Source organism: Acidobacteriota bacterium (genome assembly GCA_016184105.1).
Lineage (GTDB): Bacteria > Acidobacteriota > Vicinamibacteria > Vicinamibacterales > 2-12-FULL-66-21 > JACPDI01.
The window spans coordinates 41962-64059 of the sequence record JACPDI010000040.1 but is presented as its reverse complement, the minus strand read 5'-3'; the positions used below and the strand labels follow the sequence as shown (position 1 = coordinate 64059).

At 68.4% G+C, this 22098-nt stretch carries 23 protein-coding genes; 16 read left to right on the top strand and 7 right to left on the bottom strand.

The annotated features are described in order from the left end of the window. Positions 1 to 110 precede the first annotated feature (110 nt). The 9 genes from HYU53_14390 to HYU53_14350 all read left to right on the top strand — a co-directional run bounded on the left by HYU53_14390 (position 111) and on the right by HYU53_14350 (position 7088). Positions 111 to 1259, top strand: coding sequence for an MFS transporter (locus HYU53_14390; GenBank protein ID MBI2222382.1), 1149 nt, complete (start codon positions 111 to 113; stop codon positions 1257 to 1259). Next, complete coding sequence (locus HYU53_14385) at positions 1256 to 1792, top strand: hypothetical protein (protein MBI2222381.1); 537 nt, start codon at positions 1256 to 1258, stop codon at positions 1790 to 1792. Before HYU53_14390 ends, HYU53_14385 begins: the two co-directional genes overlap by 4 nt. After that, positions 1789 to 2082, top strand: a complete 294-nt coding sequence (locus HYU53_14380) for a hypothetical protein (protein ID MBI2222380.1) — start codon at positions 1789 to 1791, stop codon at positions 2080 to 2082. The genes HYU53_14385 and HYU53_14380 overlap by 4 nt, the downstream gene beginning before the upstream one ends. A 36-nt stretch (positions 2083 to 2118) precedes the next feature. Then, on the top strand, positions 2119 to 2868 hold the full coding sequence (locus HYU53_14375; GenBank protein ID MBI2222379.1) for a hypothetical protein: 750 nt from the start codon (positions 2119 to 2121) through the stop codon (positions 2866 to 2868). After that, positions 2865 to 4148: a hypothetical protein gene (locus HYU53_14370; GenBank protein MBI2222378.1), complete on the top strand. Its 1284-nt coding sequence runs from the start codon at positions 2865 to 2867 to the stop codon at positions 4146 to 4148. The genes HYU53_14375 and HYU53_14370 overlap by 4 nt, the downstream gene beginning before the upstream one ends. A gap of 96 nt (positions 4149 to 4244) precedes the next feature. After that, a complete protein-coding gene (locus tag HYU53_14365; GenBank protein ID MBI2222377.1) occupies positions 4245 to 4859 on the top strand; it encodes a hypothetical protein in 615 nt (204 codons plus the stop codon). 53 nt (positions 4860 to 4912) lie between these two features. Next, positions 4913 to 5881 carry an acetamidase/formamidase family protein gene (locus HYU53_14360; GenBank protein ID MBI2222376.1) on the top strand — a complete coding sequence of 323 codons (969 nt, stop codon included), beginning with the start codon at positions 4913 to 4915 and terminating at the stop codon, positions 5879 to 5881. A gap of 68 nt (positions 5882 to 5949) precedes the next feature. Then, positions 5950 to 6723 carry an enoyl-ACP reductase gene (locus tag HYU53_14355; GenBank protein ID MBI2222375.1) on the top strand — a complete coding sequence of 258 codons (774 nt, stop codon included), beginning with the start codon at positions 5950 to 5952 and terminating at the stop codon, positions 6721 to 6723. Between the two features lie 50 nt (positions 6724 to 6773). After that, on the top strand, positions 6774 to 7088 hold the full coding sequence (locus HYU53_14350; protein ID MBI2222374.1) for a BON domain-containing protein: 315 nt from the start codon (positions 6774 to 6776) through the stop codon (positions 7086 to 7088). Between the two features lie 41 nt (positions 7089 to 7129). Here HYU53_14350 and HYU53_14345 read toward each other — a convergent pair whose 3' ends face one another. The 4 genes from HYU53_14345 to HYU53_14330 form a co-directional block, all read right to left on the bottom strand. Then, positions 7130 to 7816 carry an FAD-dependent oxidoreductase gene (locus HYU53_14345; GenBank protein MBI2222373.1) on the bottom strand — a complete coding sequence of 229 codons (687 nt, stop codon included), beginning with the start codon at positions 7814 to 7816 and terminating at the stop codon, positions 7130 to 7132. A gap of 9 nt (positions 7817 to 7825) precedes the next feature. Continuing rightward, on the bottom strand, positions 7826 to 10321 hold the full coding sequence (locus HYU53_14340) for a diguanylate cyclase (GenBank protein ID MBI2222372.1): 2496 nt from the start codon (positions 10319 to 10321) through the stop codon (positions 7826 to 7828). A gap of 328 nt (positions 10322 to 10649) precedes the next feature. Then, positions 10650 to 11993: a sigma-54-dependent Fis family transcriptional regulator gene (locus HYU53_14335; protein ID MBI2222371.1), complete on the bottom strand. Its 1344-nt coding sequence runs from the start codon at positions 11991 to 11993 to the stop codon at positions 10650 to 10652. A gap of 1 nt (position 11994) precedes the next feature. Next, positions 11995 to 12456, bottom strand: a complete 462-nt coding sequence (locus tag HYU53_14330) for a PH domain-containing protein (protein ID MBI2222370.1) — start codon at positions 12454 to 12456, stop codon at positions 11995 to 11997. Positions 12457 to 12667: 211 nt separating this feature from the next. Here HYU53_14330 and HYU53_14325 point away from each other — a divergent pair, with 211 nt between their 5' ends. From HYU53_14325 to HYU53_14305, 5 genes are read left to right on the top strand one after another with little or no spacing between them, the layout of a single operon-like run. Further along, on the top strand, positions 12668 to 13834 hold the full coding sequence (locus HYU53_14325; GenBank protein ID MBI2222369.1) for a deoxyhypusine synthase: 1167 nt from the start codon (positions 12668 to 12670) through the stop codon (positions 13832 to 13834). Next, a complete protein-coding gene (locus HYU53_14320; protein ID MBI2222368.1) occupies positions 13835 to 14266 on the top strand; it encodes a DUF5615 family PIN-like protein in 432 nt (143 codons plus the stop codon). Next, the gene (locus tag HYU53_14315) at positions 14263 to 15153 is read left to right on the top strand and encodes an ROK family protein (protein ID MBI2222367.1); all 891 of its coding nucleotides are present in this window, start codon (positions 14263 to 14265) and stop codon (positions 15151 to 15153) included. The genes HYU53_14320 and HYU53_14315 overlap by 4 nt, the downstream gene beginning before the upstream one ends. Continuing rightward, positions 15150 to 16343 (top strand): N-acetylglucosamine-6-phosphate deacetylase, encoded by a 1194-nt coding sequence (gene nagA, locus HYU53_14310; protein MBI2222366.1) that lies wholly within the window; start codon positions 15150 to 15152, stop codon positions 16341 to 16343. Before HYU53_14315 ends, nagA begins: the two co-directional genes overlap by 4 nt. Positions 16344 to 16355: 12 nt before the next feature. Then, positions 16356 to 17246 (top strand): DUF4097 family beta strand repeat protein, encoded by an 891-nt coding sequence (locus tag HYU53_14305; protein ID MBI2222365.1) that lies wholly within the window; start codon positions 16356 to 16358, stop codon positions 17244 to 17246. Here the strand turns inward: HYU53_14305 and HYU53_14300 are convergent. From HYU53_14300 to HYU53_14290, 3 genes are read right to left on the bottom strand one after another with little or no spacing between them, the layout of a single operon-like run. Further along, the gene (locus HYU53_14300) at positions 17227 to 17898 is read right to left on the bottom strand and encodes a 7-cyano-7-deazaguanine synthase (GenBank protein ID MBI2222364.1); all 672 of its coding nucleotides are present in this window, start codon (positions 17896 to 17898) and stop codon (positions 17227 to 17229) included. The two genes, HYU53_14305 and HYU53_14300, sit on opposite strands and share 20 nt — an antisense overlap. Next, positions 17898 to 18302: a 6-carboxytetrahydropterin synthase gene (locus HYU53_14295; protein MBI2222363.1), complete on the bottom strand. Its 405-nt coding sequence runs from the start codon at positions 18300 to 18302 to the stop codon at positions 17898 to 17900. The genes HYU53_14300 and HYU53_14295 overlap by 1 nt, the downstream gene beginning before the upstream one ends. Positions 18303 to 18329: 27 nt before the next feature. Beyond that, positions 18330 to 19805, bottom strand: coding sequence for a FeoA domain-containing protein (locus HYU53_14290; GenBank protein ID MBI2222362.1), 1476 nt, complete (start codon positions 19803 to 19805; stop codon positions 18330 to 18332). A 27-nt stretch (positions 19806 to 19832) separates the two neighbouring features. On the opposite strand from HYU53_14290, the gene HYU53_14285 reads away from it, so the two are divergent. Together HYU53_14285 and HYU53_14280 are read left to right on the top strand one after the other, a co-directional pair. After that, complete coding sequence (locus HYU53_14285; GenBank protein MBI2222361.1) at positions 19833 to 20900, top strand: multicopper oxidase domain-containing protein; 1068 nt, start codon at positions 19833 to 19835, stop codon at positions 20898 to 20900. Between the two features lies 1 nt (position 20901). Beyond that, positions 20902 to 22098 carry a metal transporter gene (locus tag HYU53_14280; GenBank protein ID MBI2222360.1) on the top strand — a complete coding sequence of 399 codons (1197 nt, stop codon included), beginning with the start codon at positions 20902 to 20904 and terminating at the stop codon, positions 22096 to 22098.

The window sequence follows — 22098 nt, the reverse complement described above, 5'->3', positions numbered from 1 at the left end:
AAGCTCTGCGCGTTCGGCGCCTTCCGCGGTGGAGACACGACGTGAACAGTTGGTGGTCTGCGGCCTCCCCCGGGGCGAGGCGCGCGCTGGTCGCGGCGGGGCTCGGGTGGATGCTCGACGCGTTCGACGTGATGCTGTACGCCCTCGTCCTCGCCTCCCTCATGACCGACCTCGGGATGACGAAGGCCACCGCGGGGCTGCTCGGCTCCGCGACGCTCATCGCGTCCGCCGCGGGAGGGCTGATCTTCGGCGTCATCGCAGACCGGTACGGCCGCACGCGCGCGCTGGTGGGCAGCATCCTCATTTACTCGGTGTTCACCGCCGCGAGCGGCCTCGCGCAGACGGTGCTGCAGCTGGCCGTGTTCCGCGCGCTCCTCGGGATCGGGATGGGCGGCGAGTGGGCGAGCGGCGCCGCGCTCGTCTCCGAGACGTGGCCGGCCGCACACCGCGGAAAGGCGCTCGGGCTGATGCAGAGCGCGTGGGCGGTCGGCTATGCCGCGGCGGCCGCGGTCACCGCGGTGGTGCTCCCCCTGTGGGGCTGGCGGGCCGTGTTCTTCGTCGGCGTGCTTCCAGCCCTGTTCACGATCTGGATCCGCCGCCGGGTGGAAGAGCCGGTGCTGTGGCAGCGCACGCGGGAGCAGGCCGCGCCCCGGGGATCGCTGGCCGCGATATTCCGCGGACCGCTCGGCCGCCTGACGCTCGCGGTCACGCTGATGAACGCGTGCACCATGTTCGCCTGGTGGGGATTCAACCTCTGGATCCCCGCATACCTTTCGCTGCCCCCGTCGGCGGGCGGCATCGGCCTCGCGCCGCACGTGATGTCCGGCTTCATCATCGCCATGCAGGTCGGCATGTGGTTCGGCTACGTGACGTTCGGATTCGTCAGCGACAGCTTCGGCCGCAAGCGGACCTACATCGTCTATCTGGTGACGGCGGCGGTGCTCATCTTCAGCTACGGCCTCACGAGAACTCCCTGGGTGCTCCTCGTGCTGGGCCCGTTCGTCGCGTTCTTCGGCACCGGTTACTTCACGGGGTTCGGCGCGGTGACCGCGGAGATCTATCCCACCGGGATCCGCGCGACCGCGCAGGGCTTCACGTACAATCTCGGGCGGATCGCGAGTGCGGTCGCGCCGTTTCTCGTGGGGCGCGTCGCCGAGACGCGCGGCTTCGGCTTCGCGCTCGCGATGGCATCCGTCGCATTTCTGCTGGCGGCAGTGACGTGGATATGGATCCCGGAAACGCGCGGCCGCGAGCTGTGATTGCCGTCGCGCTGCTCGCCGCGTCGCTCTCCGCGGGGTGTCTCGTGCTGTCGTTGCACCCTGCGTACGACGACCAGACCATCGCCTTCGACGAGGCGTTGCTCGGGGAGTGGCGCGCGACGGAGGACAACGTCCAGGTGATCGTCGAGCGCGGCGAGTGGCGCTCCTACCGCATTCAGTACAAGCACCCCGTCGCCGAAAGCGTCTTCACGGCACACCTGACCGCGGTGGAGAACACGTACTACCTGGACCTGATGCCCCTGCGCGGCGTGGAACACGGCACCGGGCTCATCCCGACCCACATCATCCTGCGGCTGACGCGCGACGGCGAGAGATGGCACGTGGCGGCGATCGACTACGATCGCGCGCGCGCCCTGCCTGGCCGCACTGCACGCGGCCGAGTGGCAGCCGCCCTGGACGAGCGGCACAACGTCGTGTTGACCGGCGCGACGCCCGCGATCCGTTCGTGGCTCCGCGCGCGCGAGGAGCGCGACTTCAGCGCGCCCGCGACATTTGAGAGGGTGATCCGATGAGGAGAACTGTTCTCGCCTGCGCGCTGCTCGCACTGGCAGCGCCCGCCTTTCCCCAGAACGCCAGCAGCGACGAGTACACGCGATACGAGCTGCTCGACCCCCCGACGGCGAAATTCCGCGTTGTATACGACGTCACAGCGGTGGACGGGAGCACGATCGTGTTCGCGCGGCCGCTCGGCATCAACCGGAACGCCGTCGTGCTGCCCGCCGGCTACGAGGTGGTGAGTTGCAACGTGCCGAATAAGGGGGACAGTCACACTTTCCGGGGCCTCGGCCTTGGAAAAGTGTGACTGTCCCCCTTATTCTCTCCAGTGTACACTTTGCCCATGCGGACGCGATCGTTCCTCCTTGCGTGGCTTGCCGCCCTCGCCGTGCTGCCCGTGCATCTCCACGCGCAGGAGGCCCTTCCCCCGGCCCGCGCCGTCGTCGACCGCTACATCGAGGCCACCGGCGGCCGCAGCGCGCTGGCGAAGCACTCGTCGCGGCGCGCGATTGGCAAGATCAGCATGCCGGCGCAGGGCGTCGAGGGGGAGCTGGAGATTCTCGCGGCGCGTCCCGACCTGATGCGGCTGCGCATGACCTTGCCGGGCGTCGGTGACATTCAATCCGGATACGACGGCCGCGTCGCGTGGACCGTGAACCCGCTGACCGGCCCGATGCTGCAGCAGGGCAAGTCGCTCGAGCAGATGAAGCTCGACGCCGACTTCGACTCGGCGCTCCACTCCGACAGGCAGTTCACCTCGCTCGAGACGATTGAGAAGACAACGTTCGAAGGACGCCCCGCCTACAAGGTCAGGGCCGTCCGACCGACCGGCGACGAGGACCTCGAGTTCTTCGACGTGGAAACCGGCCTGATGCTCGGCGCGGTCGTCACCCGCGAGTCGCCGATGGGCCCGGTCAAGGCCACGCACGTGACCTCGGACTACCGGGAGTTCGGCGGGACGAAGATCGCGTCGAAGATCACGCAGCGCCTGATGGGCACCGAACAGATCATCACGATCACCGCCGTCGAGTTCGACACGGTGGACAAAGCCGCGTTCGCGCCCCCCGCGCAGATCCAGGCACTCGTGAAGTGAGCCGACTGGCGATCGCGGGCGCCGCGCTGCTGACCCTCGCGTGGTCCGCGCCCCTCGATCCGGTCTGGCTCCAGAGTTTCGACGCGGCCTGGCGCATCATCGACGAGACCTACTACGACCCCGCGTTCAACGGCGTGGACTGGCCCGCGGTGAGGCGTGATCTGCGCCCGCGCGCCGAGGCGGCATCGACCCCTGACGAGGTGCGCAGCGCGATACGCGAGATGATCGGACGGCTCGGCGACTCGCACTTCGTGCTGATCCCGAACGGGCAGACGCCGGCCGCCACGCGGGCCGCACGCGCGACCAGCGGCGATCCGGGCATCGACGTCCGCTACCACGAACGCACCGCGCTCATCGTCGGGGTTGCCGACGACGGGCCGGCGAAGGAGGCTGGGGTCCGCCCCGGGTGGCTGATCCACGCTGTCGACGGGGAGCCGGTCGAGCCGGCGCTGAGCCAGGCCGCAGCCGCCGCCGGGCCGAGGCTCGGTTCGCTCGAAGCGTGGCGCCTGCTCACGGAAAAACTGCGCGGGCCGATTGGCAGCCGCGCCCACTTGTCTCTCGTGGACGGCCACGGCAGCCGCCGCGAGATCCGCGTCGAACGTCGCGCAGAGGAGGGGGAACCGGTCAAGCTCGGCACGTTCCCAACTCTTCACGTCCGCACCGCGGAACGTTCCATGCAGGCAGCGTCGGGCGGGAAGGTGGGGTACCTGCGCTTCAGCGTCTGGCTCACTCCGGTCGACCCCTTCATCGCGCGTGCGGTCGACGCGCATCGCGGCGCTGACGGGATCGTCATCGATCTCCGCGGCAACCCCGGCGGGCTCGCGGCCATGCTGATGGGTGTTGCCGGGCACTTCGTTCCCGATCGCGTGTCTCTTGGCGAGATGCGCACGCGCGAAGGCGCGCTCAGGTTCTACGCGAACCCGAGGAAAGTTGCGCCAGATGGTCGCCCGGTGACGCCGTTTGCCGGACGGGTGGCCATCCTCGTGGACGCGCTCACCGGGAGCGCGTCGGAGTGCTTCGCGGGGGGGATGCAGTCAATCGGCCGGGCGCGGGTGTTTGGCGAGCGCACGATGGGCCAGGCGCTGCCCGCGCTGTTCGACCGCCTGCCGAGCGGTGACGTGCTGGTGCACGCCTACGCGGATTTCGTGACGGCATCAAACACCCGTCTCGAGGGGCGCGGCGTGGAGCCCGACGTGGGGGCCCCCTGGTCGCGGGGGGCGTTGATCGAGGGGCGCGATTCCGCCTTGGACCTGGCCGTGGAATGGGCCGGTCAGCGGTAAGAGATCCGGAGTTGCCGGGCTGGGGCGACGTTTGATAGACTCCAATTACCTGCTCCCACTTCTATTTCCAGCCAGAGGTTTGTTCCGGGGGAATTGATGGACCAGCGCCGGCTGAAAGTCGGTGACATCGTGGACGACTATTGTCCGCGCGAGCGCCGCGTGACCGACCATGCGATCGTGGCGATGATCGACGACACAATCCGCCAGACCCGTTGCGCCGCCTGCGAGAGCGAGCATCCCTACAAGGAAGCTCGCACGCCGAAGCCGCGGCGCAAGGCCGCGCCTGGGGCGTTGTACGACGAAGTGCTCGCGAACGTGACCGACAACCCGACTCCTGTCGCTCCACCCGCCGAGCCCGCACCGGACCGCGACGTGCCGGCGCCCGCGGCCGCCGAAGCCGCCACGGGTCCTGACGCGCCGCCGGCGGACCTCGCTGACGAAGGCCCTGTGCACCGTCCGTTGATTCGCGCAACGCTCCCGCGCCCGGAAGGGGGCGTGCCGGCCGAGCGCAAGATCCCCGAGTTCACCATCCGCCAGTCGGGAACGCGCGGGCGCTTCCGTGACGATTTCCGCGGCGGCGGGTTCCGCACCGGTGGCCGCAACGGCAATCACCAGCACCAGGGGCAGGGGCGCCCGGGACGTCCTGGCGGCTCGCATCAGCCCTCGCGCCGCCACGGCCGCCCCGCACCTCACAAGAAGCGCTCGCGGTAGAATCCCCGCGGTCTTTCCCGGAATTCGCCGGATCTTTCTTTCCTGGAGCCTGTATGCGCATGACGATGGCGGCTGCCTGCCTGCTCGCGGCAGCAACGGCTTCGGCCGAAACGATCAAGTTCACTCCCTCGCGGGGCGAGCAGACTTTTGCCGTGCGGGAGCCCGTCCTTCGGGTGAAGCCGGGCGACACGGTGGAAACCCGCACGTTCACGCAGCCCGGCGACTACTACGAGCGGCAAGGGGGCGCGTGGCCCGGAGAGGTCGGCCCGTTCTTCATCGAGGGGGCGACGCCGGACGACACGCTCGTGGTGCGCATCCTCAAGGTCCGGCCGAACCGCGCCACCGCGGTCTCGCAGCACAACCCGAACGGGATCAGCGCGGTCGCGGCCGATGCGCGGACGCGGATGCTGAACGATCCGCTCCCCGCCCGCCGTTTCGTCTGGCAGCTCGATCTGACGAAGCTCACCGGCGCGATCGACATTCCCGGCTCGCGATCCAGGCGGTTCGAGGTCGCGCTGAGGCCCATGCTCGGGCGCCTTGCCGTCGCGCCCGCCGGCGAGGAGGCATTCGGCGGTCTCTGGCCGGGCAACTTCGGCGGCAACATGGATACGGCGGACGCGCGCGAGGGCACCACTGTGTACCTGCCCGTGTTCCACGACGGTGCGTACTTCTACTTTGGCGACGGCCACGCGCTCCAGGGTGACGGCGAGATCTGCGGCTCCGGCCTCGAGACGACGATGGACGTGACGCTGCAGTTCGATCTGATCAAGGGGCGGCGCATCCGCTGGCCGCGGATGGAGGACGCAGACGACATCATGGTGGCCGGCAGCGGGCGGCCGCTCGTCGACGCGTTCCGGATCGCGCAGGTGGAGCTGATCGAATGGCTCGTGGCCGACTACGGTTTCGACAAGATCGACGCGTACCAGATCGTCTCGCAGGCCGGGCACTCGCGCGTGGCGAACGTCGTCGATCCGAATTACACCGTCATGGCGAAGTTCCCGAAGCGGCTGCTGCCCAAATAAAGGGGGACAGTCACACTTTTCCCGGGCGTGTCTGAAAAGTGTGACTGTCCCCTTAGAATAGATCGCTTATGGCTGATATGAAGGGGCAGCGTGGGCTGATTGTCGGCGTTGCCAACAGGCGCTCGATTGCCTGGGCCATCGCGCAGGCGGCGGCCGAGGCGGGCGCGCGGCTCGCGTTGACGTACCAGGGGGAGCGGCTCGCGGAGAACGTGCGCGAGCTGTCCGAGGGGCTCGAGGACCCGTTATTGATGCCGCTCGACGTGACCAGCGACGAGCAGATCGCACAGACCTACGAGGCGATCGGCCGGGAGTTCGGCGGGCTTGATTTCCTCGTGCACGGCGCGGCGTTCGCGCCGCGCGAGGAGCTGTCCGCGCCGTTCCTGCACACGAGCCGCGAGGGGTTCCGCGTGGCGCTCGACGTCAGCGCGTACTCGCTCATCGCGCTATCCCGTGGCGCGGTGCCGCTCATGGAGCGACGCGGCGGCGGCAGCATCGTCACGCTCACCTACATCGGGAGCCAGCGCGTGTTCCCCAACTACAACGTGATGGGGGTGGCCAAGGCGGCGCTGGAATGTTCGGTCCGGTATCTCGCGTCCGAGCTGGGGCCGCAGAACATCCGGGTGAACGCGATCTCGGCGGGCCCGATCAAGACGCTGGCCGCCTCGGGGATCTCGGGTTTTTCGAATATCCTGCAGACGTACCGCGACCGCACGCCGCTGAGGCGTACCGTGGAGGCTTCCGAGGTGGCGGATGCGGCGATGTTCCTGCTCGGCCCTGGTGGGCGCGCCGTCACGGCTGAGGTTCTTCTCGTCGACGGCGGCTACCACGCCATGGGGATCTGAACACACAGGGCACTCAGTTTGCAGCCGTACGCGGCGGAGGGAAGTGACGTATGAAGACGCGCCGCGTTCTCGTGTCCGTTCTGCTTGCGTGCGCGATGCTCGCGCCGGTGACCGTCGGCACGATCAGCTGCGGAAAGACCGTGGGCGAGACCATCGATGACGCGACGATCACCACGCGCGTGAAGACCGCGCTGCTCAACGATCCCGACGTCGGCGGCCTGCGCATCGACGTGGACACGACCGTCGGTGTCGGGACGCTCTCGGGCGTGGTCAAGAGCCAGGCCGAAGCCGACAAGGCGGTCGCCGTCGCGCGCAAGATCGGCGGCGTCAAAGACGTCAAGTCGACGCTGCAGGTGAATCCTTGAGGTGTACAGCACTTAGCACGTAGCACCCAGCACGTCAGGTCTCACTGCTCCTCGGTCCGTATCCGCCTGACGCCGAGGTGTTCCAGCGCCCGGCGCACGTCGGTGACGAACCCCTCGGGCCCGCAGATGAAGGCGTGCGTGTCGGGCGTGTCGAGGATCGTCTCCAGCAGCGGCCGGTTGACGCGGGTCGAGAGCCCCTTCCACCGGCTGTGCGCCTCGCGCGTGGCGGTCAGCGCCAGGCGGATCGCCCCGCTGCGCGCCGGCTGCCGCAGCTCGCGCAGGAACGCGAATTCATCCGAGTTGCGCGCGCTGTAAACGAGCCGGCAGGCAGGATGCAACGGACGCCGGAGCGCCTCGACCAGCATCGCGCGGATCGGTGCGATGCCCGTCCCCCCCGCGACAAACAGCGCGTCCGGCCAGGTGAAGAACTCGTCGGGCAGGCAGAAGCGGCCGTGCGGCCCTTCGACGTGCACGACGGCGCCCCGTCGAAGCGCCGCCAGCTCCACGCCGGAGCCGTCCGCCCGCACCAGGAACTGGATCCCCTTCTCCGGCGCCTCTGACGGCGCACTGGCGATTGAGTACGGCCGGGCGCCGGCGGCATTCACGCCGACGCGCGCCCACTGGCCGGCCTTGTACTCGAACGGCTGCGCCGGCGCATCGATGGTCAGGAGGCGAGTGGTGGGAGTCGCCCGCGTGTTGCTGCGCACGCGGGCGGTGAGAGCGGGCACGAACCGATTCTAGAGTACCCCTGCCGCCGCGCGCTCGACGTCGAAGTGGCTGATGGTCGCGGTCCACTCCGGCGGCTCCAGAAGCACGCCCTCGGCCGCGCCGCGCTTCCGGAGGGCCTTGTCCTGGTACATGCGGCTGTCAGCCGTGGCGAGCAGGGTCTCGTACGACTCGCCGTCCTGCGGGAACACCGCGCAGCCGATGCTGATGCCGAGCGGCAGGCGCTTCCCGGGCCGGGCCTCGAAGTACACCTCGTCCACCGCGCGCTGCAGTTCCAGCCGCTTGCCTTCCGCCTCGTCGGCGGCGCAGCCCGAGAGCACGACGATGAACTCGTCGCCGGCGTAGCGGACGCAGATGTCGTACGGCCGGATGGCGGTGCGCAGCACGCGCGCGACCTCGCAGAGCGCGCGGTCGCCGATGTGGTGGCCGTGGTTGTCGTTGATGTCCTTGAAGTGATCGAGGTCCATGACGAGCAGCGAGACCTCGCCCTTCAGCCGCTCGGCGCGCGCCAGCTCGCGGCTCAGATGCATGAACAGGAAGCGCGTGTTCGGCAGGCCCGTCAGCGGGTCGGTCAGCGAGTCTTCGCGGGTCGTCTCGAAGACGACCGAGTTGTTGATGACGGCTGATGCCTGTTCCGAGATCCGGTCGAGCAGGCGCCGATGATCGTCGGTGTAGAACGCCGGGTGCGTGTGGTAGACGGTCAGCGTGCCGATGAACTTTTCGTTGAAGACCAGCGGGCAGACGAGGGCCGACTGCAGCGCCGTCGCGCCGTCGCGACCCGCGGCCTCGAGGTCGGCGCTCGGCCGCGCGTTCACCAGCGGCCGGCGGTTGCGGGCGACCCAGCCCGTGAGCCCTTCGCCGCTCCGCACCTCGAGCTGCTGCACCAGCTCGGCGTCCATGCCCGTCGCGAACGCGCAGCGCAGCGTGTCCGAGTCCTCGTGGTACAGGAACAGCGCGCAGCACGAGAACGGCACGAGGTTCGTCAGCTTGGCGGCGATGAGCGCCATCGTGTCCGCCACGCCAAGGCTGGTCCCCATCGCCTGCGCAATCTCGTAGAGCGCGTAGATCTCGCGGTGCGCCAGCGCGATGTCCTCGAAGACGTTCTTCTTCTTCGTCGGCCCGGGCGAGAGCCCCGTCGCCGGGCGGATGTCGGAGGGCTCGGCGTCAAGGCTCAGGCGGCGCACGATCTGCTGCTCGAGCGTCGCCGCCTCCTTCTGCAGCCCGGGCAGCATCTCGATGAACTTGTCCACGATCACCGGGTCGAGCCCCTTGCCAGCCTCCTGGCGCAGCAGCGCGACAGCCGCTTCCTGCCCCATCGCCTTGTGGTACGGCCGCTCCGCCATCAGCGCGTCGAAGTAGTCGACGACCGAGAGGATGCGCGCGCCGAGCGGCACCTCTTCTCCCTTGAGGCCGTGCGGGTACCCCTTGCCATCCCATCGCTCGTGGTGGCTGAGGATCAACGGGGCCACGGGATAGGGGAAGGGGACCGTGCCGATGATCTCGGCGCCCACCTTGGGGTGCGCGCGGATCTTCTGGAACTCCTCCTGCGTCAGCGGGCCCGGCTTCGAGAGGATGTGCTCGGGCACGGCAAGCTTGCCGATGTCGTGCAGGAGCGCGGCGGTCTTCACCCCCTGGATCTCGTTCTCCGACATGCCGAGCGCGCGCGCCAGCGACGCCGCGTAGAGCTGCACGCGCCGGATGTGCGTCTGCGAGGTCTGGTCCTTCGCATCGATCGCGAGAGCCAGCGCCTCGATCGTCGCCAGGTGCAGCTCCGACATCTGCTGCACGTGGCGCCGCTCGTCCTCGATGCGGCCCAGGTACACCTTGTAGGTGCGATACGTGAGATACAGCGGCGCGATCGCGAGCGGCACGAACCAGAGGCGCGAGGACTGCACGAACCACGCGGCGACCGCGGCGGCCACGGCGCCGACGAAGTAGCTCGGCGCGCTCCACAGGAAGTTCTCGTTCCAGACCTTGAAGAGGGGCTGCCGGGTGGAGAGCGCGATCGCGGTCGCGATCGTCGCCGTGTTCAGGACGAAGTAGGTCGTCGCGGCGCCGACCAGCGGCTTCGGCAGATGGCTCAGCGCCACAACTCCCGGCGTCCCGCCGAGCCACAGGTACACGTGCCCGGCCCCCTGCACCGTGACCGCCAGGCACGCCATGCTGAACAGCGTGCGGTACAGCGGGTTGCGCTCGCGGATGCGGAACGTGCACTGGCTCCACGCGCTCGCCGCCGCCACGAGCATCGTCGGGTACGGCCCGAGCAGGAGGAGCGATGCGAAGTCCACGGCGTACGACACGGACATCGTCGAGCCGCTGCGGGTGAGCGGCAGCTGCACCTTGAACATCGAGGTGAGCGAGGACAGCACCAGCAGCATCAGGAAGATCGCGGAGCTGCGGAAACCGGCCGTGGGGAATTGCAGGAACAGGAGGAGGATGAAGCTCGCGCCGAGTGCGACGACAGCGCCAACGTAGAGGCGCGCGAAGACCGGCAGATCCCGGAACACGGTTAGAGACCTAACCCAGAGACATGCATGTGAGATTTCGCAGGGTGCCCGATGGCGCCAGGACGTGCCTTCGTGTGCAAGAGCGCTGCCCTGCGAGGCTCGGCGGCGTACCGCGCCTCCTCTCCTTTAGAATCAGTTGCTTACCTGGCCTTCCGTGCGCCGCTGGGCGCGCGACGACGCTTCGACGGCTTACAAAACTTGTCCCGTAACGGGACACCACAGTTGTAAGTAGCTGCTACTGAATGACTTAACAGCTGGGCTTCTGACTGCGTATATGGCTCGAAATAGAACACAGCTAACGTGTTGATAGTTAAGGAATTTTCCGGAACTACTCGTCCTGCGCGGCGGTGGATGTCCTGTTTCGGGACGATCCTGTCGGTGAAGTTTCAAGACTGTATTCCAGGATCTTCCGGTACAGCGTGCCGCGGCTGATATCGAGGATGCGGGCCGCCTGCTTCTTGTTCCCGTCCACGCTGTCGAGCACGAGCCTGATGTGAGCGCGCTCCGCCTCGCGCAGCGTGGGCAGGCGGTCCGGCGACGGTTCCGCCACGGCTTCCGGCGCGTGCAGGAACTCGACGTCATGCGGCTTGATGAGCGTCTCGGACGAGGAGAGCGCCGCACGCGAGACCGTGCTTTCCAGCTCCCGGATGTTGCCGGGCCAGTGGTATTGCATCAGGAGATCGACGGTCTCCTTCGAGAACATCTTCGCATCCACCGGGAGGCCGTTGTTCACGCAGTACCGTGCGAGGAAGCGCTGCGCCAGCACGGGAATGTCGATCGCGCGCTCGCGCAGCGACGGCAGGCGGATCGAAAACGCGTTGACGCGGTAGAACAGGTCCTCGCGGAAGCGGCTCTCGCGCACGAACTGATCGAGCGGGCGGTTGGTCGCCGAGATCAGGCGGAAGTTCACCTCGATCGAATGGTTGCCGCCCAGCCGCTCGAAACGGCGTTCCGCGAGCACCCGCAGCAGCTTGGCCTGCGCCACGATCGACAGGTCGCCGATCTCGTCGAGGAACAGCGTGCCGTTATTGGCCAGCTCGAGGCGTCCCGGCTTGCGTTCGTGGGCGCCCGTGAACGCGCCTTTCTCGTAGCCGAAGATCTCGGATTCGAAGAGCGTGTCGGGCAGCGCCGCGCAGTTGACCGCCTGGAACTTGTTCGAGCCGCGCCGGCTCAGCTCGTGGATCATTCGCGCGACCACTTCCTTGCCCGAGCCGGTCGGTCCCAGGATGAGCACCGAGATGTCGGACTTCGCCGCGGTGCGGATCCACTCGAAGATGATCAGCATCTTCTCGTCGCGGCCGATCATCTCGCGGAACCGCTGCACCGCCGGCGAGCGATCCTCGTGGCTGACGGTGACCCGCGCCTGGAAGAAGTCCTCGAGCAGCGTGCGGACGGTGTCCGAGTCCGGTGCGTGGAAGGCATAGCGCGGGTGCGCGGAGCTGCCGGCGCGCTGCACGAGGCCGAACGCCACCAGCTCGCGCATGCAGTTGTCCACGTCGAGACGCATGCGCCCGAACGTCTGCATCAGCGCCTCGATGTCGAACGCCTCGCCCGGGCGCGAGCGCAGGAACCGGAGCAGCCCGGCGCGCAAGGGGGACTGCACGAGCGACTGGAAGCGCGCTTCGAGCTCGCTCGGCATGTCGCGGCGCTCCGACACGCTCACCGGATCCATCTCAGGCACTGTCGTCTGTGCCCCCCTGCGCGGCGGGCTGCGCGCCCGGCTGTGCCCCACGCCCCTGGTAATACGCCGACTGGAATCGCTCGATGAGACGCTTCATTTCCTCGGCATCCCGCTTTCGATGGCCGCGGCAGCGAATCGGGCTCGCGCCGCCGCTCGTCTCGATGTACACGTCAGAGAAGAGCAGGTTCGTGTCGATGCGGACCGAGGCGACGTGCGCGATATGAATGGAGTGCTCCAACCGGCCGATCCACTGCGGCTGATAATGCACGACGCTCCGCTCGTCGATGCCGACCTGTGTCGGCAGCAGGCGGTTGCCGGGACTCAGGCGACTGGCGCGGAAGACGTGCGTCCCCGCCATCGGCCGCCCCTTTCGGTAGACCACCCAGCCAAACGCGGCGACCGCCGCCGCAACGGCGAACAGGACGATCCAGACCCACCCGGTCTCGGAATTCATGTGTGCGCTCTGACGATGGAGGACCGGTACAATCCTTCGGCCCCGCCCGGCTGTCAAGCACTGTTTCGGCCGCTCGTGCGGTAAACTTGAGCAAATTCGCGCCGCAAGGTACCGCCAAAGGGCAGCGAACAGGCCGCCCGCGAGGCAGGGGAAGGCCGCCGCAAGGTACCGCCAAAGGGCAGCGAACAGGCCGCCCGCGAGGACAAAAAAGATGCCCCATCGCGCGCCCGGGTCGCCGGGCAGAGATCCCCAGCGCTACCTCACCGGCCGTCCAATCAAGTACTACCGTCCCAAGGGCAGCCGCGAGGTCCGGGACCTGATCGGCCACGGCTTCCAGGCGTTCAACGCCGGCCGCCTGTCCGAGGCCTGCCAGATTTACGCCGAGAAGATGCTCGCGCCCGAAAACGATACGACGATCGGTCTGACGGTGGCCGGTGCCCTCACTCCCGCGGGACTCGGCGGATGCGTCATCGAGCTGATGGATCGGGGGCTGGTCGACTTCATCATCAGTACGGGCGCGAACCTCTATCACGACCTCCACTACGCCCTGAACTTCACGCTGCATCGCGGGTCCCCCTTCCTCGACGACGTGGAGCTGTACGAGCAGGGGATCATCCGCATCTATGACGTGCTGTTCCCGGCCGGCGTGCTCCTCGAGACCGACAAGTACATCCGCGACTTCCTGTTGCGGGAGAAGCTCACCGGCGCGATGTCAACCGCCGAGCTGCACTACCGTCTCGGCCAGGACCTGCTGCGAACGTTCCCCGGCTGCGACGAGCACTCGGTGGTGGCGCGCGCGGCGAAGTGCCACGTGCCGATCTACACCTCGTCGCCCGGCGACAGCTCGATCGGCATGAACATCGCCTACCACGAGCTGATGAACGACGGCACCCTCATGATCGATCCGAACCGCGACGTCAACGAGGTCTGCGCGATCATTCTGGCCGGCAGGAAGAACGGGTGCGTCATCCTTGGCGGCGGCTCGCCGAAGAACTTCTACCTGCAGGGGCAGCCGACGCTCTGGGAGGTCTACGGCATTCCCAAGGGGGGCAACGACTACTTCATCCAGATCACGACCGACCAGGTGGTCTGGGGCGGGCTCTCGGGGGCGACGCCGTCCGAGGCGGTGAGCTGGGGCAAGGTGAATCCCGGCGTCCTGCCCGACACGGTGGTCGCGTACGCGGACTCGACGATCGCGTTTCCGCTGTTCTGCGAGTACGCGCTCGCCTCGGAGCATGGCCGCCGCGCGCGGCGCGAGCTGTATCTCAAGCGCGACGCACTGGTCGCCGATCTCAAACGACAGGCAATGGGGGCGCGCGGTCGTGGCGCGCCCCCGGAGCCCGCCGAGGTCATGCCGAATCTGGAGCGGCACAGGTAAGTGGGCACACTGGCGTCGGAGCTGGGCCCGCACGTGCACGAGCATGCCGCGCAGCCGCGCATCTACGCGGACGCGAACCTGCCGGCGGGCGCCGTCTCGTTCATGCGCAACGATCTCGGATGGGACGTGTTTTTCGTCCTCGAGCACGATGACCTGCGCCGCGCGCGCGACACCGAGCACTACCGCCTCGCGCGGCAGCTGCGGCGCACGCTGCTCTCGCTCGACCGCGATTACTTCGACGCGAAGCGCTTTCCGCCCGCCGAGAGCGGCGGGGTGATCGTGATGTCCGCTCCCGACGAGGAGCGGCTGCGCGTCCTGCTGGCCGCGGCAGACCGTTCGTTGTTCCGCACGGAGATCTCCGCGTCGCTGATGGGGAGAAAGCTGCGGTGGGACTACGGCGCCGAGGCCCCCACCGAGCAGCCCAGCACATGACCACACGCGCAATCGGCGTCGAGATCTTGCCCCATGGCGTGCGCCTGGTCGTCGTCGACCGTGACGGGCGGGTGGTTGCCCGCGCGGAGCGCCGCGCGACGGACCGCGGGATGCCGCGCGCCGCGAAGGCCGCCGCCCAGGCGCTCGTCGAGGCCAGCGTGCGCGACCGACTGCCGGCGCGCGCCTGCGCGCACGATCCGGCCGGCGAAGCGGTGCGCGAGGCGGTGCGGGCCATGGCGGCAATCGTGCGCGTCGAGGGGGACGTGGCTGGCGCCGGCACGGCGGCGGCAATTGCGGAATCCTGGATCGGCGCGGCGCGCGGCGCCGGAAACGTTGTCGTCCTCACCATCGGCGAACAGATCTCGGCAGGGGTGCTGATCGGCGGCGCGCCCTACACCGGCACGCACGGCCTGGCCGGGTCGGCCGCGTGGCTCGCGCTCAATCCTGTCGAGCGCCAGGATTACCGCAGGTCCGGGTGCCTCGACGCGGAGGTCAGCTCGCGCGGCGTCGCCCGGCGCCTCGCGTGGCGGATCGAGGCCGGCGATCGCTCGGCGGCGCTTGAACGAGCCGGCGGCAGCCTCGACGCGATGACCGCGGACCATGTGTACGACGCGGCGCGGGCCGGCGACGGGGTCGCCGTTTCCGTGGTGCGCGACACCGCGAAGTACATCGGCATGGCCGTCGCCAACTTCGTCGTCACGCTCGATCCCGAGGTCGTGGTGTTGTGCGGCGAGGCGAGCCGCGCGGTCGATCTGCTGCGCGATCCGGTCCGGCAGGAGGCCGCGCGCCGGCTGCCGCAGCCGCTCGCCCAGGCGCTCCGCCTCGAATTCTCCACATTGGCCGAAGAGGCTGCCGCCATCGGCGCCGCGCGGCTTGCACTGCCGTGATCTTCCTGCGAGCCGGAGGGCTCGTCCTTCCCGACCGCGTCTCCGGGCCGGCCACCGTTGTCATCGAAGGGGATCGCATCGTGGACGTGCGCGACGGGTCGCGCGGCGGCAGCACCGCCGACGTGGCGATCGACGCGACCGGACACCTCGTGGTGCCCGGATTCATCGACGTGCACGTGCACGGCGTCGATGGCTGTGATGCGCTCGCGCAGGCGGATGGCGTCGAGCGGATGTCGCTCCGGCTTCCGCGGTTCGGCGTGACGGCGTTCTGTCCCACGAGCATCGCGTGCGCCCCCGCGACGCTGCGCGCCCTGCTTGCCGCTGTCGGCCGCGCGCGCGCGAATCGGCCGCGGCGGGGGGCCCGCGTCCTGCCGGCGCACCTCGAGAGCAACTTCATCAGCCCGGCCTTCGCGGGGGCGCAGCCGGTCGAATGCCTGCGCGTGCCGCGCGGCAGCCGCCCCGAAGGCGAGTTCACCGGCGCCGAGATCCTCGACGAAATCGACCGCGCGCGCCCCGACGTGGGCATCGTCACGCTCGCGCCGGAACTGGAGGGCGCCATCGACCTCGTGCGGTCGCTCGTCTCGCGCGGCCACCGCGTGTCGATCGGCCACACCGGCGCGACCTACGAACAGGCACGCGCCGGGATCGACGCAGGCGCCCGCCACGCGACCCACCTGTTCAATCGCATGACGCCGCTGACGCACCATGAGCCGGGCGTCGTAGGGGCGGTGCTCGAAAGCGAGGAGGTGGCCGCCGAGCTCATTGCCGACGGCGTTCACGTGCATCCTGCCGCCATGCGCGCCGCCATCGCCGCCAAGGGGGCGTCCCGCATGATCGCCATCACCGACGGCACATCCGGTTCGGGCATGCCCGCCGGCTCCCGCGCAACGCTCGGCGGCCGCCCCATCACGGTCACCGACGTCGCACGGCTCGATGACGGGACGCTGGCGGGGAGCGTGCTCACCATGGACCGCGCGTTCGCCCGGCTGACCACCCTCGCCGGGCTGTCCCCCGTGGAGGCCGCCCTCATGACGTCCACGACCCCGGCCCGCGAGCTGGGGCTCCACGGCCACGGTGTCTTGGCGCCAGGCACGGTGGCGGACCTGGTGGTCCTCGACGCGGCGTATCACGTCGTGCAGACCTGGGTCGGGGGTGAACTTGCGTGGGCCGGGGATCGTCTAGGAATTTGAGGAGTTGAGGGCTTGAGAATCGCTGCCCTTGTCGCGACCGTTGTGCTTGGCCTGGCGGCCGGCGCCTGCACGGTGCGGGTGGATTCCGAGGAGCACACCGCGCGCGAGGAGAAGCGCTTCAAGGTTGCCGCGGAACCGGAAGTGCGCGTGGCAACCTTCGACGGCTCGATCGAGGTCCATTCCTGGGACCGCGACGAGGTGCTCGTCGAAGTGGAAAAGCGCGGCCCGGACGAGGAGGCCCTGAAGTCGATCAGGGTGCGGGCCGAGCAGCAGGGCAACCGCATCGAGGTGGACGTGACGCGCCCGTCGGGACGGGACAACTTCGTCGGGATCGGCATCCACATCGGCACGGCCGCCCGCCTCACGGTCACGGTGCCCCGGCGCGTGGTCCTCCAGGTGCGCTCGGGCGACGGCTCGATCCGGGCCGACCGGCTGGAAGGGCGCATCGAGCTAAGGACGAGCGACGGCAGCGTGCGTGCCGATGAGGTGAAGGGCACCCTCGACGTCGAGACGCACGACGGCTCCATCACCGCCGATGAAGTTGACGGCGAGGCGACGCTCTCCACGCGCGACGGCGGCATCAACGTGTCGGGACGCCTCTCCATTCTGAAAGCCAAGACCGGCGATGGTTCTGTCACGATTCGTGCGGATCGCGGCAGCGTCATGGCCGCGGGCTGGTCCATCATCACTGAAGACGGCGCGGTGGCGGTCTATCTCCCCGAGCCGTTCGCCGCGGAGGTGGACGCGCAGACCGACGACGGCCGCGTGCGCAGCGATTTCGAGTTGGAGGCCGAGCGCGAGGACGGGCACCGCCGGCGCTGGGTGCGCGGAAAGATCGGCGGCGGCGGCCACCAGCTGCGGATCCGCACGGGAGACGGATCGATCAGTCTGCGGAACTGGTAGCCGCGTATCGCGCAGGGTCCTCGACCCCCACTTCGCGGAATGCCTCGAGCCGTTCGCGGCACTTGCTGCACCGGCCGCAGTGCAGATTCCCCTGCGGGTTCATGCAGGACATGGTGAGCTCGAGCGGCACCTTCAGCGTCAATCCCAGGCCAATCACGTCAGCCTTCGTCAGGCTCGCCAGGGGTGCGACGACGTCGATCGGGTGATCGAGTCCGATTGACAGCGCCCGCGCCATCGCGCCGAAGAATTCCTGCGTCGCATCCGGGAACGGGTTGCCGGCCAGCGGCCCGATGGCGACCCTGGTGATGCGCTCGCGGGCCGCGAACACGGCGGCCTTCGACAGCAGCACGATGTTGCGTCCCTCGAGGTAGACCTCTTCGTCGGGAGAGTCGTACCGGGGGGGCGTTCCTCGCACCGCCCAGTGCGCGGCCGGATACACGTCGAGCATGTCGACCGTGAGCCGCGCGGCGGGCGCGATGCGGGTGTCGCGTGCGAGCGCCGGCAGCAGGCGATCCAGCATGGCGCGCTCCGCGGCCTCCCACGCCAGACCCACCGACACATACACGGGCTGCACCCGCCGCTCGCGCGCTTCGAGCGCGACGAGCACGGCGCTGTCGAGGCCGGCCGAGCACAGGACAAGGGACGTATCCACTAGCCGCCCGTGTATGTGGCGAGTGAGGTCGGTGTTTCCCACACCCTGATAGTCACGATGTCGAGGCCGAGCGAGCGCCCCTGGTCGAAAATCAGCCTCGCGATGCGCTCGACGGTGGGATTGCTGTCGATGACATACACCGGCTCGCCAAGCGCCTGCAGCGGCTCCACCAGCGGGTCGTCGTGGCGCAGGATCATCTTGTGATCCAGCTCGCGGTCGATCCAGCCTTTCACGAGCCGCTTGATGTCGCTGAAATCGGCGACCATGTTGCGCCGGTCGAGCCGATCCGTGCGCACCTCGACTTCGACAACCGCATTGTGGCCGTGCGGGTGCTTGCAGACGCCATCGTAGTCGAGGAGCCGGTGCCCGTAACAGAAATCGATGCGCTTGGTGACGACGTACATGAATCTAGTGTATCGCGTGCGACTCCCTTATCGCCTGAACGGCAATTCGTACGAGAAATACACGAGCACCGCGGCGTCGGATCCTTCGTCGTAGAACGTGACCGGCAGGGCGAGGCCCATCACCACCTGGTGATCGCCGTAGTTTTTCCCCAGGCGCATGCCGGGCGACAGCGTGAGGAGCGACGCGCGGCCGGCCGGCGAGTCCTCGGATTGGAAGACGGCCTCGAGCATCGGGTGGATCATCGGTCGGGCGCGCCAGATGAGGCTGCCGCTCAGATGGGGCGTGAAGAGCGTCGCCTGCTCCGTGGTGCCATCCACCTCGACGCCCGGGAAAGACGTGAAGCCGGCGTTCCAGTGCACGTACACGTCGTCGAACTGCTTGCTGAACGGCAGGTTGACCTGGTAGCCGAGCGCGTCGAGTCCCCGCTCGCGGCCGCCGGTGGGCAGCACGAGCGACCCGCGCGGCGCGAATGCCGGACGGCTGCCGTCCTCCGTCCACACCTGGTAGCGATAGTTCAGGAGCGCGTCACCGATCCCCTGCGAGCCATCGCCGCCGACAAAAGGCAGCGTGTACGAGAGCTGGTGGGTTTGCGAGCCGACCGGCCACTCCTGCGTGAACGCCAGCTCCCACGCGCCCGCGCCCCGCTCGAAGCCGAAAATGTTCTGGACGATCCCCGCCTCCTGGTTGAACGCTTCTTCGACGAGAAACGAGTTGTCGAGAATCTCGAACGGCCGCGAGGCTTCGTTCGGCGGCGACGCCTGCGCGCGGGCGCCGCCGGTCAACACGACGAGCAGCAGGAGCGCGGTCTGCACCATCAGCTTGGCCGCCGCGCGCGTGCCGATGGCAATCACGTCGTCTCGCCGCTTCAGCATGACGCGGTCTGCCGCCGCGTCGCGATCTTCAATCTGCACGATCTCTCCCGGTTTCAACTGGCTGTTCTCGATGAATCGCAAGAAGTCCGCGTCCTGATCGGTCACCCGGGTCACCCTCATGGGAACGTGCAGCTGGCACGTCAGCAGGTTGTCGTAGTGGGGCGCCGCCAGCTGCCCTTCCTCGTTGGGAATCGGGTCGCCATGCGGGTCGACCTTCGGGCGGCCAAGCATCTCGTCGATCCGATCGATGAGTCGATCGGACACGGCGTGCTCCAGGTGTTCGGCTTCGTCGTGGACCTCGGCCCAGCTCATCCCCATCACCTGCACGAGGAACAGCTCGATGAGGCGGTGGCGCCGCAACACGAGCGCCGCCAGCTTCTCGCCCGCGCTCGTCAGCCGCACCCCGACGTACGGCTCGTATTCCACCAGCCCCGACTCGGCCAGCGCCTTCACCATCGTCGTCGCGGTGCCGGGGACGACGCCAAGGGCGGCGGCCAGGTGGCCCATCGCCACGCGTTCGCCGTGCGCCTGTACCTGTGCCTGGTAAATCGCCTTGAGGTAGTTCTCGACGGTGTAAGAGGTTGTGGCGGCCACGTTTTGAAGCGTTTCGACTTGACTTACGATGAGCATACTACTATATTTTGAGTTATCAAAATTATGTTTTGGAACCCACGAACGCAAAGTCTCTCCCGGCGCACGTGGCTCCGGCTCGCGGGGCTCGGCTCGCTCGGTGCCGGGAGCGGACTGCTCGCGCGTCGCGTGTCGGCCCAGGACCACAATCTCGGTGTTCCGGTCATGGAGCACGCGGCCCACGCGATGGGGCCGGTGGGACACGTGGCTGCCGGGGGGTTCAACCCGACGACCTACCTGCGCTCCTGGAATTTCTCAGAGCTGGCGCCCGAGCGGCGCGCGGACTTCTATCGCGAAACGCGCCGGCCGGACGGCACGCTGCTTCGCGAGTACGAGATCTTCGCCGTGGACCGCGAGATCGAAATCGCCCCCGGCGTGTTCTTTCCCGCGTGGACCTTCAACGGACAGGTGCCGGGACCCACGCTGCGCGCGACCGAAGGGGACCGCGTGCGCGTGCGCTTCGTGAACCAGGGATCGCATCCCCACACGATCCACTTCCACGGCTGGCACCCCCCCGGGATGGACGGCTCGCTTCCGGAGCACCAGGTGATGCCCGGTGGATCGTTCGTGTACGAGTTCGACGCGGAGCCGTACGGCATGCACTTGTATCACTGCCATGCGGTGCCGCTGAAGCGCCACATCCACAAGGGTCTCTACGGGGTGTTCATCGTCGATCCGAAGGATGCGCGCGCGGAAGCCGACGAATTGATCATGGTGATGAACGGGTTCGACACGAACTTCGACAGCGACAACGAGGTGTACGCGGTCAACACCGTGGCGCATCACTACATGTACGAGCCGATTCGCGTGCGTGTCGGCGGGCTGGTGCGGGTGTATCTCGTCAACCTGACGGAGTTCGACCTGATCAACAGTTTCCACCTGCACGGGATGTTCTTCGACGCCCATCGCACGGGCACGCGCCGCGATGCGACGGATCACACCGACACGATCATGCTGTGCCAGGGAGAGCGCGCCATCCTGGAGACGCGGTTCCGTTATCCGGGCGACTTCATGTTCCACGCGCACCAGACTGAGTTTGCGGAGCTTGGCTGGATGGGCCTGTTCCGTGCGGAGGCGGCGAGCCGTGAGAGCTGAGATGGTTCCCGCGACGGCGATGCGGCCGCGGGCGCGGCTGTGGATGGCGGCCGTGATACCCGTCGTGCTGCTGTCGGCGCTCCTGTGGCTGATCGTGCGCAGCGGTCCGGGCGACGCGCTGCGCGGAGACAACGTGCCGCCCGTCGAGCGGCTCGCGTTCCAGCGCGTGACGCTCGACACCGCCGGCATTCACGCGCAGGTCCTGAACGACGGCCCTGATCCGGTGACGATCGCCCAGGTGAACGTGGACGACGCGTTCTGGTCGTTCCACGTGGATGGGCCGAAGACGCTCACCCATCTCGCGCGCACGACGATCACCGTGCCGTACCCCTGGGTGCACGGCGAAACGCACCGGCTGAAGGTCATGACCGCGACCGGCGTGACCTTCGAGCATGAGATCGCGGTGGCGCTGCCCGCGCCGCGCGCGAGCGGGCGCGTGCTCGGCGTCTTCACGCTCGTTGGAATTTACGTGGGCGTGCTGCCGGTGGCCATCGGGCTGCTCTGGTATCCGCTGATTGGCAGGCTCGGTCGAACCGGGCTGGATTTCGTGCTGGCGCTCACGATCGGGCTGCTGCTGTTCCTGCTTGCCGATGCGGTGCACGAAGGGATCGAGACCGCGCAGGCGCTTCCCGGGTCGTTCCAGGGCTTTGCGCTGTTCGCGATGGCGGCCGCTGCCGCCTTCCTCGCGCTGGAGACGCTGGGCGCCTGGCTGCGCGCGCGCCGCCAGGCGGTCGAAGGTGGCCAGGCCCGCGTGCTCGCGCTGCTGGTCGCCATCGGGATCGGCCTGCACAACTTCGGCGAGGGACTGGCCATTGGGGCCGCCTTCGCGCTGGGCGAAGCGGCGCTCGGCACCCTGCTGATCGTCGGCTTCACGCTGCACAACACGACCGAAGGGATCGCGATCGTCGCACCGCTCGCGCGCACGAGAGTACGCGTCGCGGACCTGGTGCGCCTCGGTCTGGTTGGCGGCGTGCCGACGATTTTCGGCGCGTGGCTCGGCGGGCTCGTGTATTCGCCCGTCTGGTCTGTCGTGTTCCTCGCGGTCGGCGCGGGCGCGATCGCGCAGGTCGTGGCGCAGATCTCGAGGCAGCTGGCGGGCGAGCGGCCGATGATGACATTCTTCTCGACGCGGACGGCGCTGGCCGGCCTGCTCGCCGGCTTCGCGATCATGTACTCGACCGGCATGCTGGTGGGATGA

Bases quoted from the DNA above. Each gene is read 5' to 3' on its own strand.
- HYU53_14380 (MBI2222380.1), top strand. From the start codon at position 1,789: ATGAGGAGAACTGTTCTCGCCTGCGCGCTGCTCGCACTGGCAGCGCCC.
- HYU53_14355 (MBI2222375.1), top strand. From the start codon at position 5,950: ATGGCTGATATGAAGGGGCAGCGTGGGCTGATTGTCGGCGTTGCCAAC.
- HYU53_14295 (MBI2222363.1), bottom strand. From the start codon at position 18,302: ATGTACGTCGTCACCAAGCGCATCGATTTCTGTTACGGGCACCGGCTC.
- HYU53_14360 (MBI2222376.1), top strand. From the start codon at position 4,913: ATGCGCATGACGATGGCGGCTGCCTGCCTGCTCGCGGCAGCAACGGCT.
- HYU53_14290 (MBI2222362.1), bottom strand. From the start codon at position 19,805: ATGCTCATCGTAAGTCAAGTCGAAACGCTTCAAAACGTGGCCGCCACA.
- HYU53_14375 (MBI2222379.1), top strand. From the start codon at position 2,119: ATGCGGACGCGATCGTTCCTCCTTGCGTGGCTTGCCGCCCTCGCCGTG.
- HYU53_14350 (MBI2222374.1), top strand. From the start codon at position 6,774: ATGAAGACGCGCCGCGTTCTCGTGTCCGTTCTGCTTGCGTGCGCGATG.
- HYU53_14315 (MBI2222367.1), top strand. From the start codon at position 14,263: ATGACCACACGCGCAATCGGCGTCGAGATCTTGCCCCATGGCGTGCGC.
- HYU53_14325 (MBI2222369.1), top strand. From the start codon at position 12,668: ATGCCCCATCGCGCGCCCGGGTCGCCGGGCAGAGATCCCCAGCGCTAC.
- HYU53_14365 (MBI2222377.1), top strand. From the start codon at position 4,245: ATGGACCAGCGCCGGCTGAAAGTCGGTGACATCGTGGACGACTATTGT.
- HYU53_14280 (MBI2222360.1), top strand. From the start codon at position 20,902: ATGGTTCCCGCGACGGCGATGCGGCCGCGGGCGCGGCTGTGGATGGCG.
- HYU53_14390 (MBI2222382.1), top strand. From the start codon at position 111: ATGCTCGACGCGTTCGACGTGATGCTGTACGCCCTCGTCCTCGCCTCC.
- HYU53_14285 (MBI2222361.1), top strand. From the start codon at position 19,833: ATGTTTTGGAACCCACGAACGCAAAGTCTCTCCCGGCGCACGTGGCTC.
- HYU53_14335 (MBI2222371.1), bottom strand. From the start codon at position 11,993: ATGGATCCGGTGAGCGTGTCGGAGCGCCGCGACATGCCGAGCGAGCTC.
- HYU53_14330 (MBI2222370.1), bottom strand. From the start codon at position 12,456: ATGAATTCCGAGACCGGGTGGGTCTGGATCGTCCTGTTCGCCGTTGCG.